The organism is Bradyrhizobium sp. Ses1, assembly GCF_059512365.1.
Genome location: NZ_JCAMOQ010000018.1, coordinates 115,197 through 139,921, shown reverse-complemented (window position 1 = coordinate 139,921; position 24,725 = coordinate 115,197). Strand labels below are relative to the sequence as shown.

22 protein-coding genes and 1 pseudogene are annotated in these 24,725 nt (G+C 62.8%); 15 read left to right on the top strand and 8 right to left on the bottom strand.

Annotation, left to right across the window (positions count from 1 at the left end):
- Positions 1–122: 122 nt before the first annotated feature.
- Genes AC5ZG5_RS21675 through AC5ZG5_RS21655 form a run of 5 tightly spaced genes read right to left on the bottom strand, consistent with a single transcriptional unit; the run spans position 123 to position 5,626 of the window.
- Positions 123–752: a 2-hydroxychromene-2-carboxylate isomerase gene (locus tag AC5ZG5_RS21675; RefSeq protein ID WP_456643176.1), complete on the bottom strand. Its 630-nt coding sequence runs from the start codon at positions 750–752 to the stop codon at positions 123–125.
- A 28-nt stretch (positions 753–780) separates the two neighbouring features.
- Positions 781–2,700, bottom strand: coding sequence for a flavin-containing monooxygenase (locus AC5ZG5_RS21670; protein WP_456643175.1), 1,920 nt, complete (start codon positions 2,698–2,700; stop codon positions 781–783).
- Between the two features lie 10 nt (positions 2,701–2,710).
- A complete protein-coding gene (locus AC5ZG5_RS21665; RefSeq protein WP_456643174.1) occupies positions 2,711–3,484 on the bottom strand; it encodes an SDR family NAD(P)-dependent oxidoreductase in 774 nt (257 codons plus the stop codon).
- Positions 3,474–4,133 (bottom strand): TetR/AcrR family transcriptional regulator, encoded by a 660-nt coding sequence (locus AC5ZG5_RS21660; protein WP_456643173.1) that lies wholly within the window; start codon positions 4,131–4,133, stop codon positions 3,474–3,476. Before AC5ZG5_RS21660 ends, AC5ZG5_RS21665 begins: the two co-directional genes overlap by 11 nt.
- Positions 4,130–5,626 carry an AMP-binding protein gene (locus AC5ZG5_RS21655; protein ID WP_456643172.1) on the bottom strand — a complete coding sequence of 499 codons (1,497 nt, stop codon included), beginning with the start codon at positions 5,624–5,626 and terminating at the stop codon, positions 4,130–4,132. Before AC5ZG5_RS21655 ends, AC5ZG5_RS21660 begins: the two co-directional genes overlap by 4 nt.
- A 169-nt stretch (positions 5,627–5,795) precedes the next feature.
- Between AC5ZG5_RS21655 and AC5ZG5_RS21650 the strand changes: the two genes are divergently transcribed.
- The 10 genes and pseudogenes from AC5ZG5_RS21650 (at position 5,796) to AC5ZG5_RS21605 (ending at position 15,276) form a co-directional block, all read left to right on the top strand.
- On the top strand, positions 5,796–7,055 hold the full coding sequence (locus AC5ZG5_RS21650; protein WP_456643171.1) for an ABC transporter substrate-binding protein: 1,260 nt from the start codon (positions 5,796–5,798) through the stop codon (positions 7,053–7,055).
- A gap of 98 nt (positions 7,056–7,153) precedes the next feature.
- Positions 7,154–8,056, top strand: coding sequence for a branched-chain amino acid ABC transporter permease (locus AC5ZG5_RS21645; protein ID WP_456643170.1), 903 nt, complete (start codon positions 7,154–7,156; stop codon positions 8,054–8,056).
- On the top strand, positions 8,053–9,084 hold the full coding sequence (locus tag AC5ZG5_RS21640; RefSeq protein ID WP_456643169.1) for a branched-chain amino acid ABC transporter permease: 1,032 nt from the start codon (positions 8,053–8,055) through the stop codon (positions 9,082–9,084). The genes AC5ZG5_RS21645 and AC5ZG5_RS21640 overlap by 4 nt, the downstream gene beginning before the upstream one ends.
- 2 nt (positions 9,085–9,086) lie before the next feature.
- Positions 9,087–9,845, top strand: coding sequence for an ABC transporter ATP-binding protein (locus AC5ZG5_RS21635; protein ID WP_456643168.1), 759 nt, complete (start codon positions 9,087–9,089; stop codon positions 9,843–9,845).
- Positions 9,842–10,558, top strand: coding sequence for an ABC transporter ATP-binding protein (locus AC5ZG5_RS21630; RefSeq protein ID WP_456643167.1), 717 nt, complete (start codon positions 9,842–9,844; stop codon positions 10,556–10,558). Before AC5ZG5_RS21635 ends, AC5ZG5_RS21630 begins: the two co-directional genes overlap by 4 nt.
- A gap of 24 nt (positions 10,559–10,582) precedes the next feature.
- A complete protein-coding gene (locus AC5ZG5_RS21625) occupies positions 10,583–11,806 on the top strand; it encodes a CaiB/BaiF CoA transferase family protein (RefSeq protein ID WP_456643166.1) in 1,224 nt (407 codons plus the stop codon).
- Complete coding sequence (locus AC5ZG5_RS21620) at positions 11,803–12,579, top strand: enoyl-CoA hydratase/isomerase family protein (protein ID WP_456643165.1); 777 nt, start codon at positions 11,803–11,805, stop codon at positions 12,577–12,579. The genes AC5ZG5_RS21625 and AC5ZG5_RS21620 overlap by 4 nt, the downstream gene beginning before the upstream one ends.
- On the top strand, positions 12,579–13,034 hold the full coding sequence (locus AC5ZG5_RS21615; RefSeq protein ID WP_028164873.1) for a MaoC family dehydratase: 456 nt from the start codon (positions 12,579–12,581) through the stop codon (positions 13,032–13,034). The genes AC5ZG5_RS21620 and AC5ZG5_RS21615 overlap by 1 nt, the downstream gene beginning before the upstream one ends.
- Before the next feature lie 4 nt (positions 13,035–13,038).
- Positions 13,039–13,891, top strand: a pseudogene (locus AC5ZG5_RS21610) (HpcH/HpaI aldolase/citrate lyase family protein).
- A 152-nt stretch (positions 13,892–14,043) separates the two neighbouring features.
- Positions 14,044–15,276 (top strand): acetyl-CoA C-acetyltransferase, encoded by a 1,233-nt coding sequence (locus AC5ZG5_RS21605; RefSeq protein ID WP_456643164.1) that lies wholly within the window; start codon positions 14,044–14,046, stop codon positions 15,274–15,276.
- Between the two features lie 3 nt (positions 15,277–15,279).
- Here the strand turns inward: AC5ZG5_RS21605 and AC5ZG5_RS21600 are convergent, their stop codons facing one another.
- From AC5ZG5_RS21600 to AC5ZG5_RS21590, 3 genes are read right to left on the bottom strand one after another with little or no spacing between them, the layout of a single operon-like run.
- The gene (locus AC5ZG5_RS21600; protein WP_456643163.1) at positions 15,280–16,872 is read right to left on the bottom strand and encodes a sensor histidine kinase; all 1,593 of its coding nucleotides are present in this window, start codon (positions 16,870–16,872) and stop codon (positions 15,280–15,282) included.
- A complete protein-coding gene (locus tag AC5ZG5_RS21595; RefSeq protein WP_456643190.1) occupies positions 16,869–17,540 on the bottom strand; it encodes a response regulator in 672 nt (223 codons plus the stop codon). The genes AC5ZG5_RS21600 and AC5ZG5_RS21595 overlap by 4 nt, the downstream gene beginning before the upstream one ends.
- Positions 17,431–19,083 carry a DUF4153 domain-containing protein gene (locus tag AC5ZG5_RS21590; protein ID WP_456643162.1) on the bottom strand — a complete coding sequence of 551 codons (1,653 nt, stop codon included), beginning with the start codon at positions 19,081–19,083 and terminating at the stop codon, positions 17,431–17,433. The genes AC5ZG5_RS21595 and AC5ZG5_RS21590 overlap by 110 nt, the downstream gene beginning before the upstream one ends.
- Before the next feature lie 186 nt (positions 19,084–19,269).
- Here AC5ZG5_RS21590 and AC5ZG5_RS21585 point away from each other — a divergent pair, with 186 nt between their 5' ends.
- From AC5ZG5_RS21585 to cyoD, 5 genes are all read left to right on the top strand, one after another.
- Entirely contained in the window at positions 19,270–20,538 is a 1,269-nt protein-coding gene (locus tag AC5ZG5_RS21585) for a glycoside hydrolase family 3 N-terminal domain-containing protein (protein WP_456643161.1), read from the top strand.
- 306 nt (positions 20,539–20,844) lie between these two features.
- Entirely contained in the window at positions 20,845–21,678 is an 834-nt protein-coding gene (locus AC5ZG5_RS21580; protein ID WP_456643160.1) for a cytochrome ubiquinol oxidase subunit II, read from the top strand.
- Positions 21,668–23,665, top strand: a complete 1,998-nt coding sequence (gene cyoB / locus AC5ZG5_RS21575) for a cytochrome o ubiquinol oxidase subunit I (protein WP_456643159.1) — start codon at positions 21,668–21,670, stop codon at positions 23,663–23,665. Before AC5ZG5_RS21580 ends, cyoB begins: the two co-directional genes overlap by 11 nt.
- Before the next feature lie 3 nt (positions 23,666–23,668).
- A complete protein-coding gene (locus AC5ZG5_RS21570) occupies positions 23,669–24,319 on the top strand; it encodes a cytochrome (ubi)quinol oxidase subunit III (RefSeq protein ID WP_208824491.1) in 651 nt (216 codons plus the stop codon).
- Positions 24,316–24,705, top strand: a complete 390-nt coding sequence (cyoD, locus tag AC5ZG5_RS21565; RefSeq protein ID WP_456643158.1) for a cytochrome o ubiquinol oxidase subunit IV — start codon at positions 24,316–24,318, stop codon at positions 24,703–24,705. The genes AC5ZG5_RS21570 and cyoD overlap by 4 nt, the downstream gene beginning before the upstream one ends.
- The last annotated feature ends 20 nt before the right edge of the window (positions 24,706–24,725 follow it).

Genomic DNA, 24,725 nt, shown 5'->3' with positions numbered 1-24,725 from the left:
TGCAAGGCCGGGAGCCAAGCTCCAGCACCCCGACAGGTGCATCAGCAAAATGCTGCGGCAGATATTGGAGGCTGTCAAGTGAAGTCGCGGTTCCCCGAGTGAGGGAACCTTGAAGTGCAGGATCATTTCCTATGTCGGCTGCCAAGCGCTATCGCGATGGAGGTCGGATCCTTGATGCGCTCGATCAGCAAGTCGATGCGATCGCCACCCCAGAACAGCTCGCCATTGAACACCATGGTCGGGACGCCGAACACGCCGAGCGCCTCCGCTTCCTCGACGATCCGATCATGTTCCGCTCGCGCGGGCCCATGAACATATTCCTCGAACTCTTTCGCCGAGCCGCCGATCGTCGCGATCACGCCAGCGATATCAGATAGTTCGTCGATCTCCAGATCATGGTTCCAAAAGCGGCGAAAGACCGTGTCGTGGTACGGCCGGAACAGGCCCTGGCGTTGGGCGAACAGCATGCCGGCGCTGGAATAGAAGGCGTCGTAAATCCGCCGCGGCCCTTTCATCGTCAGGCCCTGCGCGTTAGCGAAACGCCGCGCGTCCATGTAGGCGTAACGCACCTTGCGCCAGAAATGCGGGGTGCGCTCTTCCACCGTCCCCATGAATTCCGGGATCCGCAGCGTATAGGGCAGCCATTCCAACTCGACGCCATGCTGCTCTTCGAGCTCGAACAGGCGCTTGTTGGCGACGAAGGCGTAAGGGCTTTTGTAGTCAGTGTAGATGCGTACGCGCGGCCTTTCCATCCTTGGCCCTCCCTGATCGTGGTGGCTCTCAGGCGTCTGCACGTTTGGTTTGTCGATACTGACTCAGATCGGGATCATGAGTCATCGCCCAATAATCGACGAAGCGCCAGGGCATGGCCGAGAACACGCGGCCGCGGCTGTTGCGGTAATAGGTCGTCATGCCCGGATGGGTCCAGATCAACTGCTCATGTTCGGCATCGACCTTGCGGAGGTATTGATCATGGGCTTCCTGACTGACATCGATGGCGGCAATGCCTTTCTCGATCATCTCGACCAGGCAAGCCGAGATGTAGCGGCTCTGGCATTCCGACTGGAAAATCACGCTGCCGCCATGCGCAGGTCCTGAGTTCGGGCCCAGCATCAGGAACAAGTTTGGGAAGTTTGGCACGGTCAAACCGAGATAGGCCGTCGGGTTATCGTTGGCCCAGACATCCCTGAGATTGTTGCCGCCGCGCCCGGTGATGTTGAGCCGCGCCGCCATCTCCGAAACCCTGAAGCCGGTTGAGATGACGATGATGTCGTGCGCACGCTGCTCGCCGTCTGCCGTGACGATGCCGTCGCGCGCAAAATGATCGATCGGATCGGTGACCAGCTCGACATTCGGCTTGGTCAGCGTCTTGAACCAGTTGTTGTCGAGCAGGATGCGCTTGCCATAGGGCGGATAGGTCGGCACGCATTTTTCGATCAGGTCGGGGCGATCCTTGAGCTCGGACAGGATGAAATCCGTCAGCTCCTGCCGGTGCCGGTCGTTGCCCTTGTTGACGGCGCGCGCCGGATGCGGCCAGTTCGGATCCTTGCGCAGGAATGGCAGCAGGCCGTCGCCATAGCGCCAGAACATGTTGAAGCGGTACCACTGCACATAGAAGGGCAAATGCGCGAGCAGCCATCGCGCGCCTTCGGTGATCGGGTCGGAGTAACCCTTGACCGGGCGTGCCCATTGCGCCGTGCGCTGATAGACCGTGACCGACGATACGCGATCGGCGATGGCAGGCACGAGCTGCATCGCGGTGGCACCGGTGCCGATCACGGCGACGCGCTTGCCGTCGAGATTGATATCGTCGGACCACAGCGCCGAATGCACGGCGAGGCCCTGGAAATCTTGCTCGCCCTTGAAATGGGCCGGGGCGGGGTCGTTGAGCTGGCCGATCGCGCTGACGAGAGCGGTCGATTCAAAAGTTTCTTCTCCTTTCTCGGTCTTGAGAGTCGAGATCCAGCGCCGCTTGTTGTCGTCCCAGCGTGAGGCGATCAGCTCGGTGTTGAGACGGACATGGCGTCGGATGCCGTGTTCGCGCACCACCTTCAAGAGATAGTCGAGCAGTTCCTGGCGCGGCGCGAAATAACGCGTCCACTGGTTCCGCTCGCCGAACGAGAAGGAATAGGAGTGGTTCGGGGTATCGACGCCGCAACCGGGATAGCGGTTGACGTACCAGGTGCCGCCGATCTCGTCCTCTTTCTCGACGATGGTGTAGGGGATGCCGAGCCGGTCCAGCGCGACGCCGAGCGCAATCGCGCAGACGCCGGCGCCGACGATCAGCACGTGCTGTTCGGCGAGCTTCTCGTCCGATGGACGTTTGGCCCAGCGCGCATCGCGCGGGATGAAACCCATTTCCTCGCGCATCAGCGGCGCATATTCCGGCGCAACGGGCTCGCCGAGCGTCGCGCTCATCATCTTCAGCATCAATTCGTTGCCGGGATCTGTGATAACAGGCTTGGGCTCGCCGTTCTCATAGAGCTTCAGGACCGCGGCGCGGATTTCGTCCTGAATTTCTTTCGGCACGCCGGCGTCCGGATCGGGGATCAGGCGCACGTCGCGCTTGGGCTTGTACGGTGGTTCCAGCCAGCGCTCATCGCCAGTCATGTGCACGAGCACCATCAACAGCACGCGGATGTCGCCTTCAGCGATTGCGGAAGCCAGGTCGAGTTTCTTGCGCGGCATCTCGATGTTCATGCTGTTGTCCTCACGCTTCCGGTGCTTCCGGCAATCCGCCATAGGCGGCCCATGTTGACCCCGCGATAAAGCCGGCATCGACAGGCAGGTTGATGCCAGTGACGCCGCTGCTCTTTGGTGAAAGCAGCCAGGCAATCGCCTGCGCCACCTCGAACGGCTCGACCAGCCGGTTCATGGCAGATGGCCGCGACAGCAGTTCCTTGTCGAGCGCGCCCGAGGCGATGCCGGCTTCCAGCATCGCCGTGCGGGTGAAACCCGGCGATACCGCGTTGACGCGCACGCCGACCCGGCCCCATTCGGCGGCAAGCGTCTGCGTGATCTGGATGACGCCGGCCTTCGCCGCGGTATAGGCGTGAATCGGGCCCGAGGTCATGCCGGCGACTGAGGCGACATTGACAATGGCGCCGTTTCGCCGCGCGGCCATCCGCACGCCGACGCTGCGGGCGACCAGAAACGTGCCGCGCAGGTCGATGTTGACCTCGCGGTCCCATTGCTCCATCCGCACCCGCTCGATCCGATGCATCTTGCCGAACACGCCGGCGGCATTGACAAGGCCGGTGATCGGCCCATGCGCGGCCTCGATGTCGGCAACGCCGGCGGTGACGGTCGCTTCGCTCGCGACATCGAACGGGGCGGGCCAGAGGATCGCATCGGTCCCGACCAGCGGTTCCGGCGCGATGTCGACGATGACGACGCGCTGGCCCTGGTCGGCAAGCAGCGTGGCGGTGGCGGCGCCAATGCCGCGGCTGCCGCCGGTGACGAGAACGAGGCCGTCAGCGCTCATGACCATTTTCCTGACTTGCTTTGTTGAACAGGCCGCGGGTCACAAGCTTCCGATAGGCCGAGATCACATGATCGGGCGGGGCGGTGACCTTGCCGTCGGTGTAGGAATAGCGGCGGCTGAGATAGCCGCGCGCGCCCATCAGCATCTGCACGATCGCCTCGAACTCCTCGTCGCTGAAATTAATGATCTCTCCGGCCTTCCGCGCGCGGCCGAGGATGCGCACATAGGCGATCGAGATATTGTCGAAATGCTTCTGGTAGCCGATCGGTGCAAAGAATTCGGCTTCGTTGAGGATGCGCAGGAACTCCGGCACTTCCAGGATGAAATCGAAGAAGGCGGTGAAGCGCTCGATCTCCTGCCGCGCGGTGTGGGCGGTGCCGGTGCGTGCGTGGATGAAGCGCACCATGTCCAGTCCAATCTTCGGCAGGAGCTGCTCCAGCAGCTCCTGCCGGCTCTCGAAATGATTGTAGAAGGTGCCTTGCGCGACGCCGGCTTCCTCGGTGATGCGGGCAACGGAGGCTTCGGCGTAGCCATATTTGCCGACCACCTTGGTCGCGGCGTCGAAGATCTTTTGCTTGGTCCAGGCGTTGCGCTCGACCCGGTTCAGCTTAGGGATCTTGATGGGAGCAGCGTGCGGTGCTTGGGTCATGTAGCGGTCTCCAGTTCGGCGCGCAGCACGCGCTTGAGCACCTTGCCGGAAGGGTTGCGCGGCAGGCTGTCGCGGATGATCAGTTGTTTCGGCACTTTGAAGCTGGCGAGCCGGGTGCGGCAGTAATCGGTGAGGGCGGGCAGATCGAGCGCAGCGCCTTCCGCCAGCACGACGATCGCGACCGGCTTCTCGCCCCAGCGCTCATCGCGCGCGCCGATGACGGCGACCTCGCGAACCTCAGGCATTTCATAGATGACGCGCTCGACCTCGGAGGAGGCGATGTTCTCGCCGCCGGAAATGATCAGGTCCTTCTTGCGGTCAGTGAGATAGAGGAAGCCCTCCTCGTCGAGATAGCCGACATCGCCGGTGCGGAACCAGTCGCCGAAGAAGGCGGCTGCGGTCTTCTCCGGATCCCGCCAATATCCTTTCGTGACCTTCGGTCCGCGCAGGCAGATCTCGCCGTTCTCGCCGGCGGGGAGCCGATTGCCCTGATCGTCTCGGATCTCGATCTCGACATGGGCGATAGAGCGGCCGGTCGAGCCGATCTTCTCGATCTCGCGGCCCGGCTCCATGAAGGTGTCACCGCCGACGGTTTCCGTCAGACCATAGGCGTCGATGTAGCGGGCATTCTTGAAACAGTCGGAGAAGGCGCGGATGCGCACCTCCGGCGTTTTCTCGCCGCCGCCGATCGCCCATGCGAGACTTGAGACATCGTAACGGTCACGGGTGGGGCAAGTGAGGATCGCGGTCGTCATCACAGGGGCGAGCCACGCAGCGTTCAGCTTCTCCGCTGCGATCGCAGCGAGCGCCTGTTCGGGCTTGAAGTCGCGATGGACCGAGAGCATGCCGCCGTGCCACAGCACACCGATTCCAGGCAGATCGAGGGCGCCGACGTGATAGAGCGGGCCGACGACAAGCAGGCGCGTATCCGCATTGAGGCCGAGCACCAGCGTCTGGTCGGCCGACTTCCAGTACATGTTCTCGTAACTGAGCATCACGCCCTTGGGGCGGTCGGTCGTGCCTGACGTGTACATCAGCCGCATCAGGTCCTGCGGTCGGCGGACATGCATCGGCGCGGGTGCGATATCGGGCGCGAGCTGCGTGGCAGTCGATTGCGCGGCTTCATCCAGCAATACGATTGGCGCATGACCCGCCGTGGTTGCGGCAAGCTCTTGATCCGCGATCAGGATGCGCGCGCCGGCATTGCCGACGATGTAGCCGACCTCATCGGCAGAGAGGCGATAGTTGATCGGCAGGAGCACCGCGCCGATATGGCTGGTGGCAAACACCAGTTCGAGATAGGCGGCGCTGTTCTTCATCAGCACCGCCACGACGTCGTCGGGACCGATGCCGCGAGAGGCGAGCCACCCGGCCACCCGGCGGATGCGCTCGTCGAAGTTGCCGTAGGAAATGTCCACGCCGCGATATTTCAGCGCACACCGATCAGGTGTCCGCTTGGCATGAAAGGCGATGAAGCTCGAAAGGTTGATCATCTGCCGCTCAAAGGGTCGTTTCGGCCTCGTTTCCTTCCCCGATGAACTGTGACTCGTAATTCATCTTTGGCTTGACGTCACCCCCCTTGCTCTGAAATCCTTGTGTCCACGGAGACGAGATGATCTCCGGCAAGGGAATAGGGAACGACAACCCGACTGGGAGGGGAGAATGAAGAGAACCCGTCAACCGGGCGTCAGCCGCCGTGCGACTCTGGCGCTGATGGGCGCCGGTGCGGTGACGATCGCTGCGCCATGGGTGGCGCGAGCGCAGGCCAAGACCATCAAGATCGGCATGCCGACGATTTTGTCGGGCCGCGTCGCGCAACTCGGCACGTCCTCGCGCAATGCCGTGCTGCTGGAGGTCGAGAAGGTCAACGCCGCGGGCGGCCTGGCTGGCCGGCAGATCGAGATGGTGATCCGCGACTCCAAGGGCCAGCCGCAGGAAGCAGCCCGCGTCGCGCGCGAACTCGTCAACACCGACGGCTGCGAGATGCTGTTCGACGGCGAGGCCTCGTCCGGATCATTCGCGGTGCACGAAGTGGCGCGCGACCTCGGCGTGCTCTGCATCCACACCTGCTCGGAAGCCTCCTCGCTGACCGCGGATCCGAAGCAGCACATTCCGAACGCGTTCCGCTGCGTCCGGCAGGGCATTCATGATTCGATCATCGGCGGCAGCTATGCGGCCGCAATCGCGAAGGCCAAGGGCCTGAAGAAATGGGCGACCTGCTCGCCGGACTATGCCTATGGACGCGATACTACCGGCGAATTCGCGCTCTATCTCAAGCGCTTTGCGCCCGATGTCGAGATCATCAGCGAGTCATGGCCAAAGCTGTTCCAGCCTGACTACACCGAAGTGGTGACGAAGATCCTGCAGGCAAAGCCGCAGGCGCTGTATACGTGCCTGTGGGGCGGCGATCTGACGTCCTATATCGACCAGGCCAACATCTACGCGCTGTTCACGCAGATGGAGGTCTTCGCCGTCAACATGGCTGATTACACCGCGCTCACGGTGGTGAAGAACCTGCCGAAGGGCATTCACTCCGGCAACCGCTACATCAAGACATTCCCGAAGACGCCGGAGAATGCCGCGTGGGGCGATGCCTACCGGGCGAAGTACAACGAGTACCCGACCAACTGGTCGTGGCAGAACGCGACTGCGGTGATGCTGCTCGCCGAGGCGGTGAAAAAAGCCAACTCCACCGACGGCAAGAAGGTCGCGGAAGCATTGCGCGGGCTAACGATCAAATGCCCGTTCGGCGCCGACGGCACAGTGACGATGCGCGCGGAGGACAACACCCTGGTCGGCTACGCCATCGGCTGGGGCACCACGATCCCGCAGGAACCTTATGTGCCGGAGGTGAAGGCCGGCGACTGGAAGACCATCTTTGAGCTCGAAGCCGAGTGGAAGAAGAGCAAGGGCTACACCTGACCGGCCTGTGAGTGGAGGCGGGCGGGCCGCTTCCACATACGTCACGTTTGGCGAGTTGCGCGCCGACGGTTTCGGCGCGCTGAGATGGAAATACTGCATTGGATATAGACGCGCTCGCTGGCTGCCTCGCCAGTCCGGCCTGCCTGGTGACGCAAACCACCAGCGGCCTCATTATCGGTATGCTGCTGTTTCTCGTCGCCGTCGGGCTGACGCTGATCTTCGGCGTGCTCAAGGTGGTCAATTTCAGCCACGGCGCCTTCTATATGTTCGGCGCCTATTTCGCGATGACGGCCTACCAGCTCACGGACAGCTTTGCGCTCGCGATGCTTTGCGGCGCGGCGGGCACGGCGCTCCTGGGCCTGATCTTCGAGCGCGTGTTCATGAGCCGCGTCTATGGCGCCGACGTGCTGATGCAATTGCTGGTCTGCTACGCCTTCGTGCTGATCTTCGACGACGTCGTGCGCATGATCTGGGGGCCTGAATTCAAGTCGATGGGCATGCCATCGGCGTTCCAGGTGCCACCGCTGTTCATCGCCGGCGGCGTCGTGCCGCCCTATTACCTGCTGCTGATCGGGGTCGCATTGGCCGCCGCCTTGGTGCTTGGCCTTGGGCTTGCCCGCACCCGGATCGGCAAGGTGATCCGCGCGGCCGCCCACAATCCGGGCATGGTGTCGGCGCTCGGCATCAATACCGGGCTGCTCTATGGCGGCGTGTTCGCGCTCGGCGGCATGCTCGCTGGGCTCGCCGGCGCACTGGCGGCGCCGGTGCGCTCGCTGACGCCGGGAATGGGATTTTCAGTGCTGATCGAATCCTTCATCGTCACCGTGATCGGCGGCATGGGTTCGATCCTGGGCGCGCTGATCGGAGCTCTGCTCATCGGCCTGATCCGCTCGTTCGGCTCGCTCGGCTTTCCCCTGTTCACCGAAGGCCTGATGTACCTGTTCATGGTGATCGTCCTGGTGTCACGGCCGACCGGCCTGTTCGGCAAGGAGGTCGCATGACCGAGCTGCAGGCTGATCGCGCGTCGGAGACCTTGACTACGCCGCGCATCGAAACGCGCTCGTTCCGCTCGCGTTATCGCGACATTCTGATTGCGCTGGTCGCCTTTGCGGTGCTGGCGTCGCTGCCTTTCTTCTTCGGCAGCAAGGCGCTGCTCGATTTCGTGATCCGCTGTTCAGCCTTCGGCCTGTTCGCGACGTCGCTCAATCTGCTCGTCGGCTATACCGGCATGATCTCGTTCGGGCACGGCATGTTCTTCGGTCTCGGCGCCTATGGCTTCGGCCTGCTGATGCAGCGCACCGGCGTGCCGATACCGGTCGCTTTTGTGGCGACGCTCGCGATCACCGCCGTTTTCGCTGCGATTATCGGTGCGATCTGCGTGCGGCTGAAGGAGATCTACTTCGCGTTCGTCACGCTGGCATTCCAGATGCTGATCCACTCGACGATCCTGACCTGGGCGTCGCTGACCGGCGGCGACCAGGGCTTGCGCGGCGGCATCCCACGGCCGGTTTTTTTCGGCATCGATCTTGCCAATCATGTGCATCTCTACATCACAAGCTGCGCGCTGCTGGTGCTCGGCCTGCTTCTGATGCGCCAGATCGCGCAATCGCCGTTCGGCTATACGCTGCGCATGATCCGCGACAATGCGCGGCGCGCCAGCTTCATCGGCATCGATGTCTGGCGCGCCAAGCTGACCATCTTCGTGCTGGCGGCGCTGTTTGCGTCCACCGGCGGCATGGTGATGGCGCTGTTCGTCTCCGGCGCCTATCCCGAATTCGCCTACTGGACGATTTCGGGCGAGGGCATCTTCATCAACATGCTCGGCGGCGTCACCACGTTCCTGGGGCCGATGGTCGGCACGGTGCTGCTGCTGATCCTCAACGATACCGTCACCCGCTACACGGAATATCATGGCATCGTGCTCGGCGTCGTGATCCTGTTCTTCGCCATTGGCCTGCGCAAGGGCCTGATGGATTATGTGCTCGAGTGGTATGCGCAGCGGCGCGACGGGCCAGGGGAGCGCGGCTAGCCATGCTTGATATTCGCGGGCTCTCAAAGTCGTTCGGCGGGGTGAAAGCGACGGACAATGTTTCGCTGGATTTTTCCGATGGCTCGCTCACAGCCGTGATTGGTCCGAATGGTGCCGGCAAGAGCACATTCTTCAACCTGATCACGGGCGCGCTCAGGCCGGATGCCGGCGAGGTCCTGCTCGATAGCGTCGATCTCGCCGGCAAGTCGCCGCCCGAGATCGTGCGGCACGGCATCGGACGGGCGTTCCAGGTCGCCAGCATCTTTCCTTCGCTCACCGTGCAGGAGACCATGCTCGCAGCGGTCTGCGCGGATCAGCGCCGCTCGACCGTGCTGCACCGGCGTTTCCCGCTCGTCGAGACGCGGGATCGCGCCGAGCACGCGATGGAATTGCTCGGCCTTTCCAACAAGCGCCACCGCACCGCCGCGACACTGTCGCATGGCGATCAGAAGCTGCTCGATATCGCGCTGGCGCTGGTGCTCGAGCCAAAGGTACTGCTGCTGGACGAGCCGACCGCCGGCATGGGCACCGAAGAGCGCTGGCGGATGATCGACAAGGTCCGGGAGCTCTGGGAGGCGCAGAAGATCACGGTCGTCTTCATCGAGCACGACATGGACATCGTGTTCAAGATCGCGCCGAGGATCGTCGTGCTCTGCTACGGCCGCATCCTTGCGACTGGCACACCTGATGCCATCAGGCGCAACGAAGCGGTGATCGAGGCTTATCTCGGCACCGAGGACCATGCCGAGGCCGTGACATGAGCGCTTTGCCAGTCGTGCAGGTCGAGGACCTCGACGTCTACTACGGCACCAGCCAGATCCTGTTCGGCGTCGGCCTGTCGGTGCGGCAGGGCGAGACCATGGCGCTGCTTGGCCGCAATGGCGCCGGCAAGTCCACCACAATGAAGGCGATCATGGGGCTCGCGCCGGCGCGTCGCGGCAGGGTGACGCTGAACGGCAAGACCGTCTCCGGGATGCGGCCGCATCGCATCGCCCGCGCCGGACTCGGCTTTGTCCCCGAGGACCGCCAAATCTTCCCGGAGCACACGGTGGAAGACAACCTCGTCATCGGCCAGAAGAAGGGGCCGAACGGTGAGGACGAATGGTCGATCCGGCGGATCTATGACGTGTTCCCGCTGCTCGAGCCGCTCCGCTATCGGATCGCGGGACGGCTGTCGGGCGGCGAACAGCAGATGCTGGCCATCGCGCGGACGCTGATGGGTAACCCAGCGCTGCTGCTCTTGGACGAGCCGAGCGAGGGGCTGGCACCGATCATCGTGCAACGAATCGGCGAACTGTTGCGGCAGCTTCGCGCAACCGGCGCCACGGTGTTGATCGCCGAGCAAAACATGCATTTTTGCCTTGGCCTTGCAAGCCACGCGACGGTTATCGACAAGGGCCAAATCGTCTACACATCTCCCATCGAAGAGCTGAAGGCCAACGACAACATTCGGCAGCGCTATCTGGCGCTGTAGCCCTCGGCCCCACGGGGAGGATGAATGGCGGTTGAAAGCAGGCTGGCGCCGACGCACGAGGCGCCCTATCGCGGCCTTCGCGTGCTCGATTTCGGACAGGGCATTGCGTCGCCCTATTGCGCGATGCTGCTTGGGGTCTATGGCGCCGACGTCATCAAGGTCGAGCCGCCGGAGGGTGACTGGTCGCGCTATCTCGGGACCAGCTATGGCAACCACACCACGCTGTCGGCGGTCTATAACCGCGGCAAGCGCAGCCTGTGCCTCGACCTGAAGCACAAGGATGGGATCGCGATTGCTCAGAAGCTGGCAAGGGACATCGACGTCCTGATCGAAGGCTTCAGGCCCGGCGTGGCCGCGCGGCTCGGGCTTGGGTATGAATCGCTGTCACGCGACAATCCCGGCCTGGTCTATCTCTCGGTCAGCGGCTTCGGGCAAAGTGGGCCTTACGCGAAGCGTCCCGGATCGGATTCCGTGGCGCAGGCGTTTTCGGGTCTGGTCTCGGTCAATGTCGGCGCCGACGGTACACCGCACCGGGTCGGCACGACGATCTCCGACGTCGTCACGGGCGTCTATGCCTTCCAGGCCATCGCCACCACGCTGTTCGCGCGCGCGACCGTGGGCACTGGACGCTGGATCGACGTCAATCTCTGCCAGTCGACGGCGGCGCTGCTGGGGCACAAGGTTGCTGAGTTCATTCTGGAAGGCGGTGCACCGCGCGCGCTCAACGTGCCGGCTGGCACCTACCAGGCCAAGGACGGCTGGATGATGGTGACGCTGGTGAACGAAGCGCAGTACAGGCGGCTCTGCGCGGCGATCGGGCGCGAAGATCTCGCCACTGATCCGCGTTTTGCCGATTTCGCTCGGCGTGCGGATTCGGCTGATAGGCTGATCCCGCAGCTACGGGAAGTCTTCCTGACCCAAACGGCCGAGGCGTGGCTGACGCGGCTGCATGCGGCCGATATCATCGCGGAGCGCATCCACAATCCCGGCGAATGGCTGAGGAATGCTCACGTCGAGGCAACCAGGGCGGCGGTCTGCCAGGATACGCCCGCCGTCGGCCCGGTCTACACACCGCGGACGCCGGGGATCGCAAGTCGTTCAGAGGACGATCTGCGTCCCGCGCCGGATATCGGACAGGACAGCGTCGAGGTTCTGACAGAGGCTGGCTTCGACGGTGCCGTCATCGATGCGTTGATCGCGGCCGGTGCCGTGCGTCAGTCGCGGCCAAATGGAGGCGGTGCATCATGAGCCACAAACTCGTCCGCTACTCGGTTGCCGACGGTATCGCCGAGATCATGCTGGATCGCCCGCCGGTCAACGCGCTGAGCCTGTCCTTGATCGATGCGCTGCTGGCTGCATTGCAGACGGCCAAGGACGATGAGGCCGTGCGCGCCGTGATCATCGGCAGTGCCCACAAGGTGTTTTGTGCCGGGCTCGATCTCGACATCGCGCGCGGCAAGCCGGCGATCGAGATCAAGGGCTTTCTCGAACGGCTCTACTTCGCCCTCAACGATGTCCAGTACCGAATGGGCAAGCCGACGATTGCAGCGATCGATGGTGCCGCGCGGGCTGGCGGCATGACCATTGCCATATCCTGCGACATGATCATTGCGGGCGACGCCTCGACCTTCGGCTATCCGGAGATCGATGTCGGGCTGATACCGGCGCTTCACTTCGTGCATTTGCCGCGGCTGGTGGGAAAGCACCAGGCCTTCGGGCCGTTGTTTCTCGGCGAGCCCTTCGATGCGGCAACCGCGTTTCGCATGGGCCTTTTGAGCGAAGTTGTGAAGAAGGGGACCGCGCTCGATCGCGCCCGCGAGGTCGCCCGAAAGCTCGCCGCCAAGTCGCCGATCGTGATGAAGATCGGGCGCGATGCCTTCATGCGCGCGGTGGATGCGGACTACCGACGCGCGATCGAGAACGCGGCCGAGAGTTTTGCGCTTGTCGCGACGACGGAAGATTGTCAGGAAGGGTTGAACGCGTTCGTCGAGAAGCGGACGCCAAACTATCGGGGACGCTGATGGCAGGACTATATTTCGAGGAGTTCGAGGTCGGGCGGGAATTCCATCATGAATTCAGCCGCACCGTGACCGAGATGGACAATACGATGTTCAGTCTGTTGACCATGAACCCGCAGCCGTTGCACCTCGATGCCCATTTCGCCGAGAAGACCGAATATGGCCAGCGGCTGTTCAACAGCCTTTATACGCTCGGCATCATGATCGGCATGAGCGTCTATGATACGACGCTCGGCACCACCGTCGGCAATCTGGGCATGACGGACGTGAAGTTTCCGAAGCCGGTGTTTCATGGCGATACGCTGCGGGCGCACACCAAGATCGTCTCGAAGCGCCCGAGCAAGTCGCGGCCGACCCAGGGGCTCGTGGAATTCGAGCACACAATGACCAACCAGCGCGGCGAGGTGGTGGCGAGCTGCCGCCGTACTGGGCTGATGCTCTGCAAACCGAAGGCGTGAGGCGATGCGTTCGTTCCTGTTTGTTCCCGGCGACAGCGTCCGGAAATTCGAAAGCGCGAAGAAGACGGCCGCAGATGCCCTGATCCTCGATCTCGAGGATTCCATTGCGCCGGAGCAGAAGGTGGCGGCGCGCGGCATCACGCGCGAGATGTTGAATTCGCGCAATCCGGATCAGAAGATGTGTCCGCGTCAACGCGCTCGACACCGACATGACGCTGGGCGATCTCGCAGCCGTCATGCCGGGGAAGCCAGACGGCATCGTCCTGCCGAAATGTGCAGGGGCCGCCGACGTCAACAAGCTCGCGCTTTACCTCGACGCGTTCGAGGCGGCATCCGGCATTGCCCAGGGCACGACACGCATCGTGCCGGTTGCGACCGAGACGGCGCGGGCGGTGCTCAAACTGCTCGACTTCGAGAATATGAGCCCACGGCTATGGGGCATGATGTGGGGCGCCGAAGATCTCGCCGCCTCGCTCGGGGCCTCGCGCAACCGCACCGGTAGTCGTTTTCACAGCCCGTTCTGGCTGGCGCGCGATCTCTGCCTGATCAGCGCGGCTGCCGCCGGCGTCGTCGCCATCGATACGATCGCGACCGACATCAACAATCTGGATGCGCTCCGGGAGGAATGCATCACGGCGCGGCAGGATGGTTTCCTGGCAAAGGCGGTGATCCATCCAAAGCATGTCGACGTCGTCAATGCTGCCTTCATGCCGACGGACGAGGAGATCGCGTGGTCGGAGCGCGTCGTCGCTGCGTTCGCGGAAAATCCGTCCGGTGTGGTGAAGATGGATGGCAAGATGGTCGACAAGCCGCATCTGCGCGCCGCGGAGAAGATACTAGCGCTGCGGCGGGGGTAGCGTAGGGTGGGCAAAGCGAAGCGTGCCCACCTTTCTGGCATCGACCGTAAGTGGTGGGCACGCTTCGCTTTACCCACCCTGCGACAGCGAATTGACTTTGCCGGGTGATCGGCTGCAAATGCGCCGATGTAAGACTGTCTGAGGAACACACCATGGTTGACGCGCTGATCATCGATGCATGCAGGACGCCGCGAGGCATTGGCAAGGCGGGCAAGGGCGCGCTGTCAGGCATCCATCCGCAGCAGCTCGGCGCCGCCGTGCTGCGCGCGCTGGCCGATCGCACCGGCATCGATACCGCTGATGTCGACGACATCATCTGGGGCACGAGTTCCCAGCGCGGCGCGCAGAGCGGCGATCTCGGCCGCATGTCGGCGCTCGATGCCGGTTATGACGTGAAGGCGAGCGGCGTCACGCTCGATCGCTTCTGCGGTTCCGGCATCACCAGCGTCAACATGGCAGCTGCTTCGATCATGTCCGGCTCCGAAGATCTCGTGATCGCCGGCGGCACCGAGGTGATGTCGATGGAGGGACGGCGCGGCGAGGGGCCGTTCATGATGGACGCCGGCAATCTCCGCCTGCGCGCAAGGCATCCGCAATCGCATCAGGGCGTCTGCGCCGACGCCGTGGCGACGCTCGAGGGCATCAGGCGGCAGGACGTCGATGCGCTCGGACTGGAAAGCCAGAAGCGGGCAGCGGCCGCGATCAAGGGCGGCCATTTCGACAAGAGCCTGGTTCCTGTCTATCGCGAGGATGGCACGCTCGCGCTCGACAAGGAGGAATATCCGCGGCCGCAGACCACGCTCGAAGGGCTCGCGGCGCTGAAACCTGCCTTCCCGGCGGTCGCCGACTACGCGCTCGACGACAAGGGGACGACCTATCGCAAGCTGATCCTGGAAAAATATCCCGATCTCGATATCGACTTTGTCCATCACGCGGGAAATTCGTCCGGCGTGGTCGATGGCTCTGCCGCGATCCTGCTGGCTTCGCCTGACTACGCCAGGAAGCACGGCTTGAAGCCGCGGGCGCGCGTGGTCGCGATGGCCAATATGGGGGATTCGCCGACCCTGATGCTGAACGCGCCAGTGCCGGCGGCGCGCAAGGTGCTGGCCAAGGCCGGGCTGACGCTTGACGATATCGACCTGTTCGAGATCAACGAAGCATTTGCCGTGGTCGCGGAGAAGTTCATCCGCGATCTCAAGCTGGATCGCGAGAAGGTCAACGTCAATGGCGGCGCCATCGCGCTCGGTCATCCCATCGGCGCCACCGGCTCGATCCTGATCGGCACGGTGCTGGATGAATTGGAGCGGCGTGACCTCAAGCGTGGTCTGGTGACGATGTGTGCCGCCGGCGGCATGGCGCCTGCGATCATCATCGAGCGGGTGTGAGGTTCAAGCGGCGGGAAACCTAAGCTCGAAGGTCACGCCTTCACTGGTCGCCAGCAGTCGGATCGAGCCGCCGTGACTTGTCATCACCGCGCGCACGATCGCAAGCCCCATCCCCGTGCCGCCGGCATCGCGGCGGGTGGTGAAGAAGGCGTCGAAGATCCGTTCGCGGTTGGCTTCCGAGATCGGATCGCCATCATTGTCCACGACCAGCTTGACGACAGTATGCTCGTCCACGGCGTCGAGCCGTATATTCCTGGCGTTGTGCCGCACGGCGTTGTCGGCAAGGTGTGAGAGGACGATCAGCGCCTTTTCGGCGGACATCACGATCGGCCGGTCGAGACTGCCGGCCGCCGTGATAACGCAAGCTGGGAACCGGCTTTTGAGATCGCCGATCACGGACGCCAGTTCGGTGCGCTCGTTCTGCGGCACGGTTTCGGCGCGCGCCAGTTCGCGCAAGCGCTGGGCCATCGCTTCGAGGCGCTCGGTATCGCCGAGAATGTTCGACACGAAAGTCTTCTGCTCGGAACGGGTCAGGACGTCCGATTTGTCGTCCAGGGAATCCAGAAGCAGCTCCGCCGCGCCCTTGATCGAGGTGAGCGGCGACTTCAACTCATGCGTGAGATGCGCCGAGAACGTTGCGATGTAGTCCGAACGGCGCGCCAACTCTTCGGCCATGCCGAAGAAGCTATGCGAGAGCTGTGCGAATTCGCGCGTTCCGTAGTGCCGCAACGGGCGGAATGCGGTGCGATCGCCTTTGCCGATGCGCGCGGCGCGGCCGATCAGTTCGTGCATGGGCTGGGTAATGGTGCGGGAGAAAAACAGCCCGATCGCCATCGTCGCAAGGATCACGGCGAGCGCGGCGAGCAGGAACTTGACGCGTTCCTGATAGAGATGGTCGAAAATGTTGCTCGGGGTCCGGGTCGTATAGATCACGCCGGCCACGCGGTTGTTGACGATCACCGGCATCGCGGAAAACACGTGCACGCCGACGCCGCGGCTGATGGAATAGATCGGCGGCGGGGGCTTGTCCGGCACGCGGATTCGCAGCGCAGCGCGATATTCGCCATGGAGCGCCGCGGCGATTTCCTCGATATGGGCGAGCGATTGTCCGACTTCCTGACGTCCCGCGATCACGACGCCGTGCGGATCGAGGATCCTGAATCCGGCTAGCGTTACCTTCTGCGTCTCGCGGACGATCGGCAGCAGTCGCGCGCCGATCTCGACATAGGCCTGGTCGGCCGGTGCGCCCGCGGGCAGGGCGGCGGGCCGCCGCCGCAACAGATCATTGCCGGTGAGATCGAGCGCGGGCCGGATCGGCGTAACCTGATCGCCAGGATCGGGCAAGACGCCGGGCGGGATCTCGGCGCCGAGCGGAATCCCGTTGGTGAGCTGCGCCTGTACCTCCTGCGCGAAGATCGCCGCCAGCACGCGGCTCTGGGCGATCAGCTCGGCCTGGGTCTGGCGAATCAGCTGGTTGTCATAGAGGCGGAAGAAGAACAAGCCGACCAGAGGCAGTATGGCGACGGTCGCCAGCACGGTGAAGATGACCAGGCTGAGCGATGGCCGCCATTTGGCGGGCGCATTCGGACCGCTCATGCCTGCGGCTCGCATCGCCCGAGCTTGAAGCCGACGCCGTGAATGGTCTCGATGACGTTGTCGCAGTTCAGCGCGGCGAGCTTGGCGCGGATGTTGCGGATGTGGCTGTCGATGGTGCGGTCGGACACCTGGATGTTGAGCTGGTAGGATGCGCGCATGAGCTGCTCGCGGTTGAAGACAGCCGTCGGCCGCGTCAGGAAGGCACGCAGGATTCCGAACTCGATTGCCGTCAGCCGGAGCGGTATCCCGGCAAACAACGCGACGTGCTGCTCGGGATCGACGGACAGTCTGCCTTGCGTGAGAACCGTGTTGCCGGCTTTGGCGTCGCCGCCGCGAGGGTTCATGCGCCGCAGGATGACGTTGACGCGGGCGACGAGCTCGCGCGGGCTGAACGGTTTTGTCACGTAGTCGTCGCCGCCAATCTCGAGGCCCAGCACGCGGTCGATCTCATCGTCGCGCGCCGACAGGAACAGGATCGGTACATCGGAATTCTTTCGCACCTCCCGGCAGACGTCGAGCCCGTCCAGCTCTGGCATCCCGATGTCGAGCACGATGAGGTCAGGCCGGTCGCTTGCAAATCGGGCGAGCGCCTCCTTGCCGTCGCGCGCCTCGACCACGTTCATGCCGGCTTTCTTGAGGGCGACGCGGATGACTTCGCGGATGTGCAGGTCGTCGTCGACGATAAGAATACGGTGCGTCAAACGTCCCTCCAGCCCGCTCGTCACCCGTGACCTTGTTCTTCTGTTCGCCGTCGAGATAGCGTTGCAGGCGCCAGCTTCGAAAACCCCAGGAACGCCAGGACGCCATGTCCCGCCGCTGCTGTTCTACAAGCGAATCTCGGCGGGAAACAAGGCACGGATCGCTGGTGCGAAGCTGCAGGACCTTCTCGATCGCGGGCAGCGCCTGCGGCCCGAGCTGAGCCAGGTAGTTTGTGTCGACCTGCAGGCCCTTGCCGGACACGTCGCGGCTGTGGGTGACATTGTAGTCGGCGATGATCGCGGCGAGGTCGACGAGCGAGCAGACATAGAGCACGGCCGTCAACGTGACCAGGTTTGCCGCTATCAGCCAGGCGTTGGAACGGTCCAGCATGATGCGGGCGACGATCAATAGAAGCCCGGCGGCGACCAGCAACATCCAGATGAAAGCAGCCACGCGCCAATAGGTCAGAAGATAGATCTGCACATAGAGGTCGAGCCGGTAGATGGCGGAAGCGACCAGCAGGACGTTCTGCGCCACCCATAAATAGACCAGGGCTCGTATGACCTTGGACCCTTCGGCGGGACCACCAGGCCGAATTGCGACGAGAACGAAGCCCGCTGCCAGCAGGGCCGTGACGATCAGGGGATAGGCGCCGCGATGGGCATATGAGGCATAGGTGACGCCGGCCGGGAGCGCCGCATTGCCCCAGAGATAGACCGCGTCCAGGATCGTCTGAACCGCGAACAGCAGATTGAACAGGATGAGCGAGCGCAGGATGGTCGGTGCGCCGAGGAAATCGACGACATCGGAAGATGTATCCGCGGCCGGCGTGGGGGATTCGGCCGCGGCAGCGACCGAGCCAGATTTGCGGCGCCACCTGACATGGATGAACGGCCAGACGAGGGATATCGCCACGATCCAGAACAGCGCCCGTCCGACGTTTAGATGCGAAGCAGCGTTGCTGGGGTTGATCAGGCCGATCGATATTTCGAGCACAGGGTTGGCGGCGACAAACAAGGCGACGAAAACTGTTCCAAGCAATGCGGGCACGAACCACAGGATGAGGCCGCTGGTCAGCGCCGGCAGATTGAACATCCCGAGCGCGTCCACAAAGAACCTAAAAGGACTGACCAGGAAGAGGTCGCAAAGCGCCGCCGCTCGTTCGCCAAGGCCGGTGAGACCAGGGTTGGTCGTGAGCAAGAGGGCCGCTCCGAGCGCGAGCAAGATGATCGCAAGTGATGCCGCATTGACTTCCTCCACGGTCGGGACGAGGCCGGCGATCATGAGGAGGCCGCCGAGCATCGCTCGACGCCCCTCCAGTTTGGCGATGTTGGCAAGCAGCGAACCGCAGGCCAGCGCAACAGCGAAGACAGCAACCGATATTCCGATTCGCTCGCCGTAGAACAGCAAGTCGGCAAGCGCAGCCAGCGCGACCGCGATCGCGAGCTTGGCTGGCAGCGATAAGCTTTGGACGGGTCGGATATCGGCGGCGGGCGAAGGGAGACTTGTCATGTCAATTCCTTTGCGGATGTCGAACGCGGCGGACCTTGAACTGACGTTGTGCAAATCTCGAAATGGTCGTCTGCACGACTTCAGGAGTTTTGTGCAGTTTCCGTGCAGACGTGGTTAAGTGCTCGCGCGGCATGTGTGCATTTGATAGGGGCGGGGTCTGTTGTTTCACACGCGGCGTCGCCAACCATGAAATTTCGAAATCGTGTCGTTATCATCGGGCTCTGGTTCGCCGGGTTGGTGCTCGCCCTTGTCGCCGCCAACAAGAACGAGCCCTATCTCGCCGTGCTGCGCGGAACGGGAAACATCGTGCTCGTGGTCACGAGCAGCGTGGTGGTCCTTGTCCTGCTGCTTCGCGGCTCCTGGCGGCGAGGGTTTTCGCGAAGATTGCTGGTCCTGTTGTGGTGCCTGCCGCCGCTTCTGATGCTGGGCGCGCATCTTACGTTCGAGCTGCGCAAGCGCGAGGTGTTGCAGGTCGATGCTGCGCAGGTGCGCAGCCTTGGGCCGCACTTCATGGTCGGCTATTCGTCGGTCTCAGCGGTGACAGTGCTGGCGGAGAAGGGCTTGATCGGCGGCATCTATGTCAGCAAGCACAATCTGCGGCGAAAGTCGGCGGAGGCGTTGAAAGCCGAGATCGCAGCCCTTCAGGACAAGCGGCGCGCCGCTGGGCTGCCGCCCTTGATCGTCGCAGCCGACCAGGAAGGTGGCATCGTTTCTCATCTGTCGCCGCCACTGACCAAGCTGCCGGCGCTGGCTACGTTGGTGGAAATGACGCCGGACCTACGGAAGGCGAAGGCCGAAGAATTCGGCCGCATTCACGGACAGGAATTGGCGGCGCTCGGGGTCAATCTCAATTTTGCCCCGGTGCTCGACCTGCGGCCCGAGGCTGGGCGTAATCGATTTGATTTCAATACGCTGATCGGCCGTCGCGCGATCTCAGCCGATCCCGCCATCGTCGGCGAGATCGCGCAGGCGTATGTTCACGGCCTCGAGGCGTTCGGCGTCGGGGCAACCGTCAAGCATTTTTCCGGGCTGGGCCGCGTCCGCGCCGATACCCATCACTTCAGCGCGGAACTCGGAACATCAGCGGACGAATTGGAAGCGTCCGACTGGCGTCCGTTCCGGGAGGTGCTGGCGAATTCAAAAGCGCAGCTCATGGTCGGCCATGTGACTCTCACCGCGATCGACCCGGATCATGCGGCCTCGCACTCAAAGCTGGTCGTCGACGGGATCATTCGAAACAATTGGAATTATCGGGGCATCGTGATGACGGATGACCTGGTGATGGGAGCGATCTACCAGTACAGTGTCTGCGATGCCGTCGTCGAATGCTGGCGTCGACATGCTCCTGGTCGCATTCGACGGCGCGCAGTTCTATCGCATCTTTGCCTGCGCGCTGGACGCGTCCCGACAGGGAAAGCTGGACCCGGCCATGCTGCGCCAAAGCGAGGCGCTTGAGACGCGCATTTCCAGGAGATTGAGGACGTTCGTGGGGCGTAGGCGACGCGGATCGTCGGAACAAGCCCAGATGCTGCGAGAGCAAACTGCGCCGCCTTTTTTCAAAAATGAACGATCGAGCCCGCTGATCGCCGCGGGGCGGTTGAAATTTGATCGGACAATCCCGGGATGAACCTCTAAAGTCAGTGTATCAGTCTTCCTGTCGGGACCCCGGCGCCGTTGCCTTGTTTCCGACCAAGCCGATCTCGTCCGCCGAAGTGTCGTTCCAAGACCCCGCTGTAGCAACAACACGGTCACGGCTTCGCGATGAACATCTTCGATCCGCAAGGTCCGATCGCCGCTGCCCAGAAGACAATTCTGATCGACTCGGTCGGGATCATGCTGGCGATCGTCCTGCCGACGATCGCGGCAATCTTTGCCTTTGCATTCTGGTTTCGCGAGTCCAATCCACGGGCGACCTATCAGCCCCATTGGGCTTATTCCGGCCGCCTCGAGCTCGTGGTGTGGTCGATCCCGACGCTGACGATCATCCTGCTTGGCGGGGTGGCGTGGATTGGATCGCATCAGCTCGATCCCGCCCGGCCCATTGATGGGACCGGCGCGCCGGTCCGCATCCAGGTCGTGTCGCTCGATTGGAAGTGGCTCTTCATCTATCCGGACCAGGGGATCGCAACGGTCAACACGCTGACGGTACCGGTTGGCTCTCCCCTTGATCTTGAACTGACCTCCGGCAGCGTGATGAACGCGTTCTTCATCCCGCAGCTTGGCAGCATGATCTATACGATGAACGGGATGGTGACGCGGTTGAAGCTGCGCGCCGACAATCAGGGTACCCTTCAGGGCCTGTCGTCTCATTTCAGCGGGGATGGCTTTCCCAATATGATGTTCGACGTTCAGGTCGTACCGCAACTCGAGTTTCCTGATTGGGTGGCACGCACCGCCCAGACCAATCGTGTCTTGAATGCGGAGAGCTATGGAAAGCTCGCCCAGCAGTCAGTCGAGACCGTGACATCGACCTATCGGCTCGAGGATCCGCGGCTGTTCAACGCCATCGTGACCCAGGAGATACCCCCGGGGCCGGGACCGAAGCTGACGTCAGAAAGCGCGCAGTCGCATATCGGAGGCCGAGATGTTCGGTAAGCTGAACTGGTCCGCGATTCCGATCGATCAGCCGATTCCGATGATCGCCTCGGGCGTGGTCGCGCTCGTCATCCTCGGGGTCCTGGTCTGGGTCGTCCTTGCCGGCCACCTGCCATCTCTCTGGCGTGAATGGATCACCAGCGTCGATCACAAGCGGATCGGTGTGATGTATACCTTGCTCGCCATGGTCATGCTGCTGCGCGGCTTCTCCGACGCTATCATGATGCGATCGCAGCAGGCAGTTGCCTTCCAGTCGCAAGGCTATCTGCCGCCAGAGCACTACAACCAGATATTCTCCGCGCACGGCACCATCATGATCTTCTTCGTGGCGATGCCGTTCGTGATCGGGCTGATGAATTTGGTGGTGCCGCTGCAGCTCGGCGTGCGGGACGTGGCGTTTCCGACCTTGAATTCCGTCGGCTTCTGGCTCACCGCAACAGGCGCGCTGCTGGTCAACATCTCGCTCGTGGTGGGCGAGTTCGCGCGCACCGGATGGCTGCCTTATCCGCCGCTGTCCGGACTCACTTATTCGCCGGGTGTCGGCGTCGACTATTATCTCTGGGCGCTTCAGATCTCCGGCGTCGGCACGCTGGTTGCCGGCATCAATCTCGTTACCACGGTGCTGAAGCTGCGCACCAGGGGCATGACCTATTTGCGGATGCCAATGTTCTGCTGGACCACGCTCGCCTCGAGTTTGTTGATCGTGGCGGCGTTTCCGATCCTGACAGCAACGCTGGCGATGCTGATTCTCGACCGTTATTTCGGCTTCCATTTCTTCACCAATGAGGCCGGCGGCAACGTGATGATGTTCATGAACCTGATCTGGGCGTGGGGTCACCCCGAGGTCTACATCCTTGTACTGCCCGCGTTCGGAATCTTCTCCGAGGTGGTCTCGACGTTTTCGGGCAAGCCGCTGTTCGGCTATCGGTCCATGGTGCTCGCAACCATGGCGATCTGCGTCATCTCCTTCATGGTGTGGCTGCACCATTTCTTCACCATGGGTGCCGGTCCCTATGTCAATGCGATCTTCGGGATCGCCAGTATGATCATCGCGGTGCCGACCGGCGTGAAGATCTACAACTGGCTGTTCACGATGTATGGTGGACGGGTGCGGTTCGACACGCCGATGCTGTGGGCGATCGGCTTCATGGTGACGTTCATCCTCGGTGGCCTCACCGGCGTGCTGGTCGCCGTGCCGCCAGCCGATTTCCTGCTTCACAACAGCCTGTTCCTGGTCGCTCACTTTCACAACGTGATCATCGGCGGCGTGCTGTTCGGCGCCTTCGCGGGCTATGCCTACTGGTTTCCAAAGGCGTTCGGCTTCCGCCTGCATGAGGGGCTCGGCAAGGCGGCGTTCTGGTGCTGGCTGATCGGGTTTTACGTCGCGTTCATGCCGCTCTATGCGCTCGGTTTTCTCGGCATGACGCGGCGAATGCAGCACTACGACGTCGCGGAATGGCGGCCGTGGCTTCTGATCGCGGCGGCTGGTGCCGTGATTATCCTGATCGGGATCATCTTCCAGATCATGCAGCTCACCGTCAGCATTCGGCATCGCGAAGAGCTGCGCGACCGCACCGGCGATCCCTGGGATGGACGATCGCTGGAATGGGCAACGGCTTCGCCACCACCGGTGTTCAATTTCGCGATTTCACCTGATGTGACCGGCGAAGATGCCTACTGGTCATTGAAGGCGCATGCCAAGCAGCAGGGCCTCGAGAAGCGCGAGCTCGACTACAAAGACATCGAGATGCCGCGCAATTCCCCGACCGGCTTCGTGTGCGCCTTCTTCGCGACCATCATGGGCTTTGCGTTGATCTGGCACATCTGGTGGATGGTCGCGGCCGGCGCGATCGGTGCCTTCGCCACCTTCGTCGCATTCGCATGGCGGGACCATGACGAATACGTCATCCCCGCGAAGGAGGTGGCGCGCATCGACCGCGCCAATATCGAAGAGCGGCGCGCCCTGACCAGCCTGGCGGGAGCCTGAGCCATGGCCGACACGACGCTGGCATATGCTCAAGCCGATCCGCACCGTCTGCGCGGGATCGCGCATGCCGCGGTCGCGCACACGGGACCGGTGCCGAAGCGGATCGTCACGGGGTTCGGCTTCTGGATATTCCTGCTCAGCGACATCGTCATGTTCTCGTGCTTCTTCGCGACCTATGCGGTCCTGGTTGACCAGACCGCAGGGGGGCCGAAGGGAGCCGAACTGTTCGATCTCAGGAGAGTCGCGATCGAGACCGTCTTGCTGTTGCTGTCGAGTTTCACCTGCGGGCTCGCGAACATCGCGGCTGACGTCCGAAACAAGCTCTGGTTCCAGGTGGGCATGGCGGCAACCTGCGTCCTCGGGCTCGCCTTTCTCTATCTTGAGGGACGGGAGTTTGCGGACCTGGTCGCGCGCGGGGCGGGGCCGACGCGCAGCGCGTTTCTGACCGCCTTCTTCAGCCTGGTCGGTTGCCATGGCCTGCATGTCTCTGCCGGCATCCTCTGGCTGCTGACGATGATGGCGCAAGTGGTCGCCAAGGGCTTTCGGGCCGACATTGGGCGACGCATCATGTGCTTTGCGCTGTTCTGGCACGCCCTCGATATCATCTGGGTCGCGGTATTTTCGGTGGTCTATCTGCTCGGGAGCAAGCCATGAGCGATCAAGCCTCGGAACAGCACCGCATCGATCTGGCGCCGGGCGACGAACGCGAAGGCGGCGTTGGCCTGCGCGTACTCGGCTATGTCACCGGCCTCGGCCTTGCGCTCCTGCTGACGGCGACCTCGTTCTTTATTGCCGGCACTGACCTCGTCTGGCAGCCGAGCATTCCCGTTGCCATCATCGTGCTGGCGATCGCCCAGATGGGCGTGCATCTCGTCTTCTTTCTCCACCTCACGACCGGGCCCGACAACACCAACAACGTGATGGCGCTTGCCTTCGGCGTACTCATCGTTTTTCTGGTGATCGGCGGCTCGCTATGGATCATGGCGAACCTCAATCAGAACATGATGCCGATGGACCAGATCATGCAGATGCAGCGCTAGCGCCGCACGCCTCCATGAAG

Bases quoted from the DNA above. Each gene is read 5' to 3' on its own strand.
- AC5ZG5_RS21675 (WP_456643176.1), bottom strand. From the start codon at position 752: ATGGAAAGGCCGCGCGTACGCATCTACACTGACTACAAAAGCCCTTAC.
- AC5ZG5_RS21670 (WP_456643175.1), bottom strand. From the start codon at position 2,700: ATGAACATCGAGATGCCGCGCAAGAAACTCGACCTGGCTTCCGCAATC.
- AC5ZG5_RS21665 (WP_456643174.1), bottom strand. From the start codon at position 3,484: ATGAGCGCTGACGGCCTCGTTCTCGTCACCGGCGGCAGCCGCGGCATT.
- AC5ZG5_RS21660 (WP_456643173.1), bottom strand. From the start codon at position 4,133: ATGACCCAAGCACCGCACGCTGCTCCCATCAAGATCCCTAAGCTGAAC.
- AC5ZG5_RS21655 (WP_456643172.1), bottom strand. From the start codon at position 5,626: ATGATCAACCTTTCGAGCTTCATCGCCTTTCATGCCAAGCGGACACCT.
- AC5ZG5_RS21650 (WP_456643171.1), top strand. From the start codon at position 5,796: ATGAAGAGAACCCGTCAACCGGGCGTCAGCCGCCGTGCGACTCTGGCG.
- AC5ZG5_RS21640 (WP_456643169.1), top strand. From the start codon at position 8,053: ATGACCGAGCTGCAGGCTGATCGCGCGTCGGAGACCTTGACTACGCCG.
- AC5ZG5_RS21635 (WP_456643168.1), top strand. From the start codon at position 9,087: ATGCTTGATATTCGCGGGCTCTCAAAGTCGTTCGGCGGGGTGAAAGCG.
- AC5ZG5_RS21630 (WP_456643167.1), top strand. From the start codon at position 9,842: ATGAGCGCTTTGCCAGTCGTGCAGGTCGAGGACCTCGACGTCTACTAC.
- AC5ZG5_RS21625 (WP_456643166.1), top strand. From the start codon at position 10,583: ATGGCGGTTGAAAGCAGGCTGGCGCCGACGCACGAGGCGCCCTATCGC.
- AC5ZG5_RS21620 (WP_456643165.1), top strand. From the start codon at position 11,803: ATGAGCCACAAACTCGTCCGCTACTCGGTTGCCGACGGTATCGCCGAG.
- AC5ZG5_RS21615 (WP_028164873.1), top strand. From the start codon at position 12,579: ATGGCAGGACTATATTTCGAGGAGTTCGAGGTCGGGCGGGAATTCCAT.
- AC5ZG5_RS21605 (WP_456643164.1), top strand. From the start codon at position 14,044: ATGGTTGACGCGCTGATCATCGATGCATGCAGGACGCCGCGAGGCATT.
- AC5ZG5_RS21600 (WP_456643163.1), bottom strand. From the start codon at position 16,872: ATGAGCGGTCCGAATGCGCCCGCCAAATGGCGGCCATCGCTCAGCCTG.
- AC5ZG5_RS21590 (WP_456643162.1), bottom strand. From the start codon at position 19,083: ATGACAAGTCTCCCTTCGCCCGCCGCCGATATCCGACCCGTCCAAAGC.
- AC5ZG5_RS21585 (WP_456643161.1), top strand. From the start codon at position 19,270: ATGAAATTTCGAAATCGTGTCGTTATCATCGGGCTCTGGTTCGCCGGG.
- AC5ZG5_RS21580 (WP_456643160.1), top strand. From the start codon at position 20,845: ATGAACATCTTCGATCCGCAAGGTCCGATCGCCGCTGCCCAGAAGACA.
- cyoB (WP_456643159.1), top strand. From the start codon at position 21,668: ATGTTCGGTAAGCTGAACTGGTCCGCGATTCCGATCGATCAGCCGATT.
- AC5ZG5_RS21570 (WP_208824491.1), top strand. From the start codon at position 23,669: ATGGCCGACACGACGCTGGCATATGCTCAAGCCGATCCGCACCGTCTG.
- cyoD (WP_456643158.1), top strand. From the start codon at position 24,316: ATGAGCGATCAAGCCTCGGAACAGCACCGCATCGATCTGGCGCCGGGC.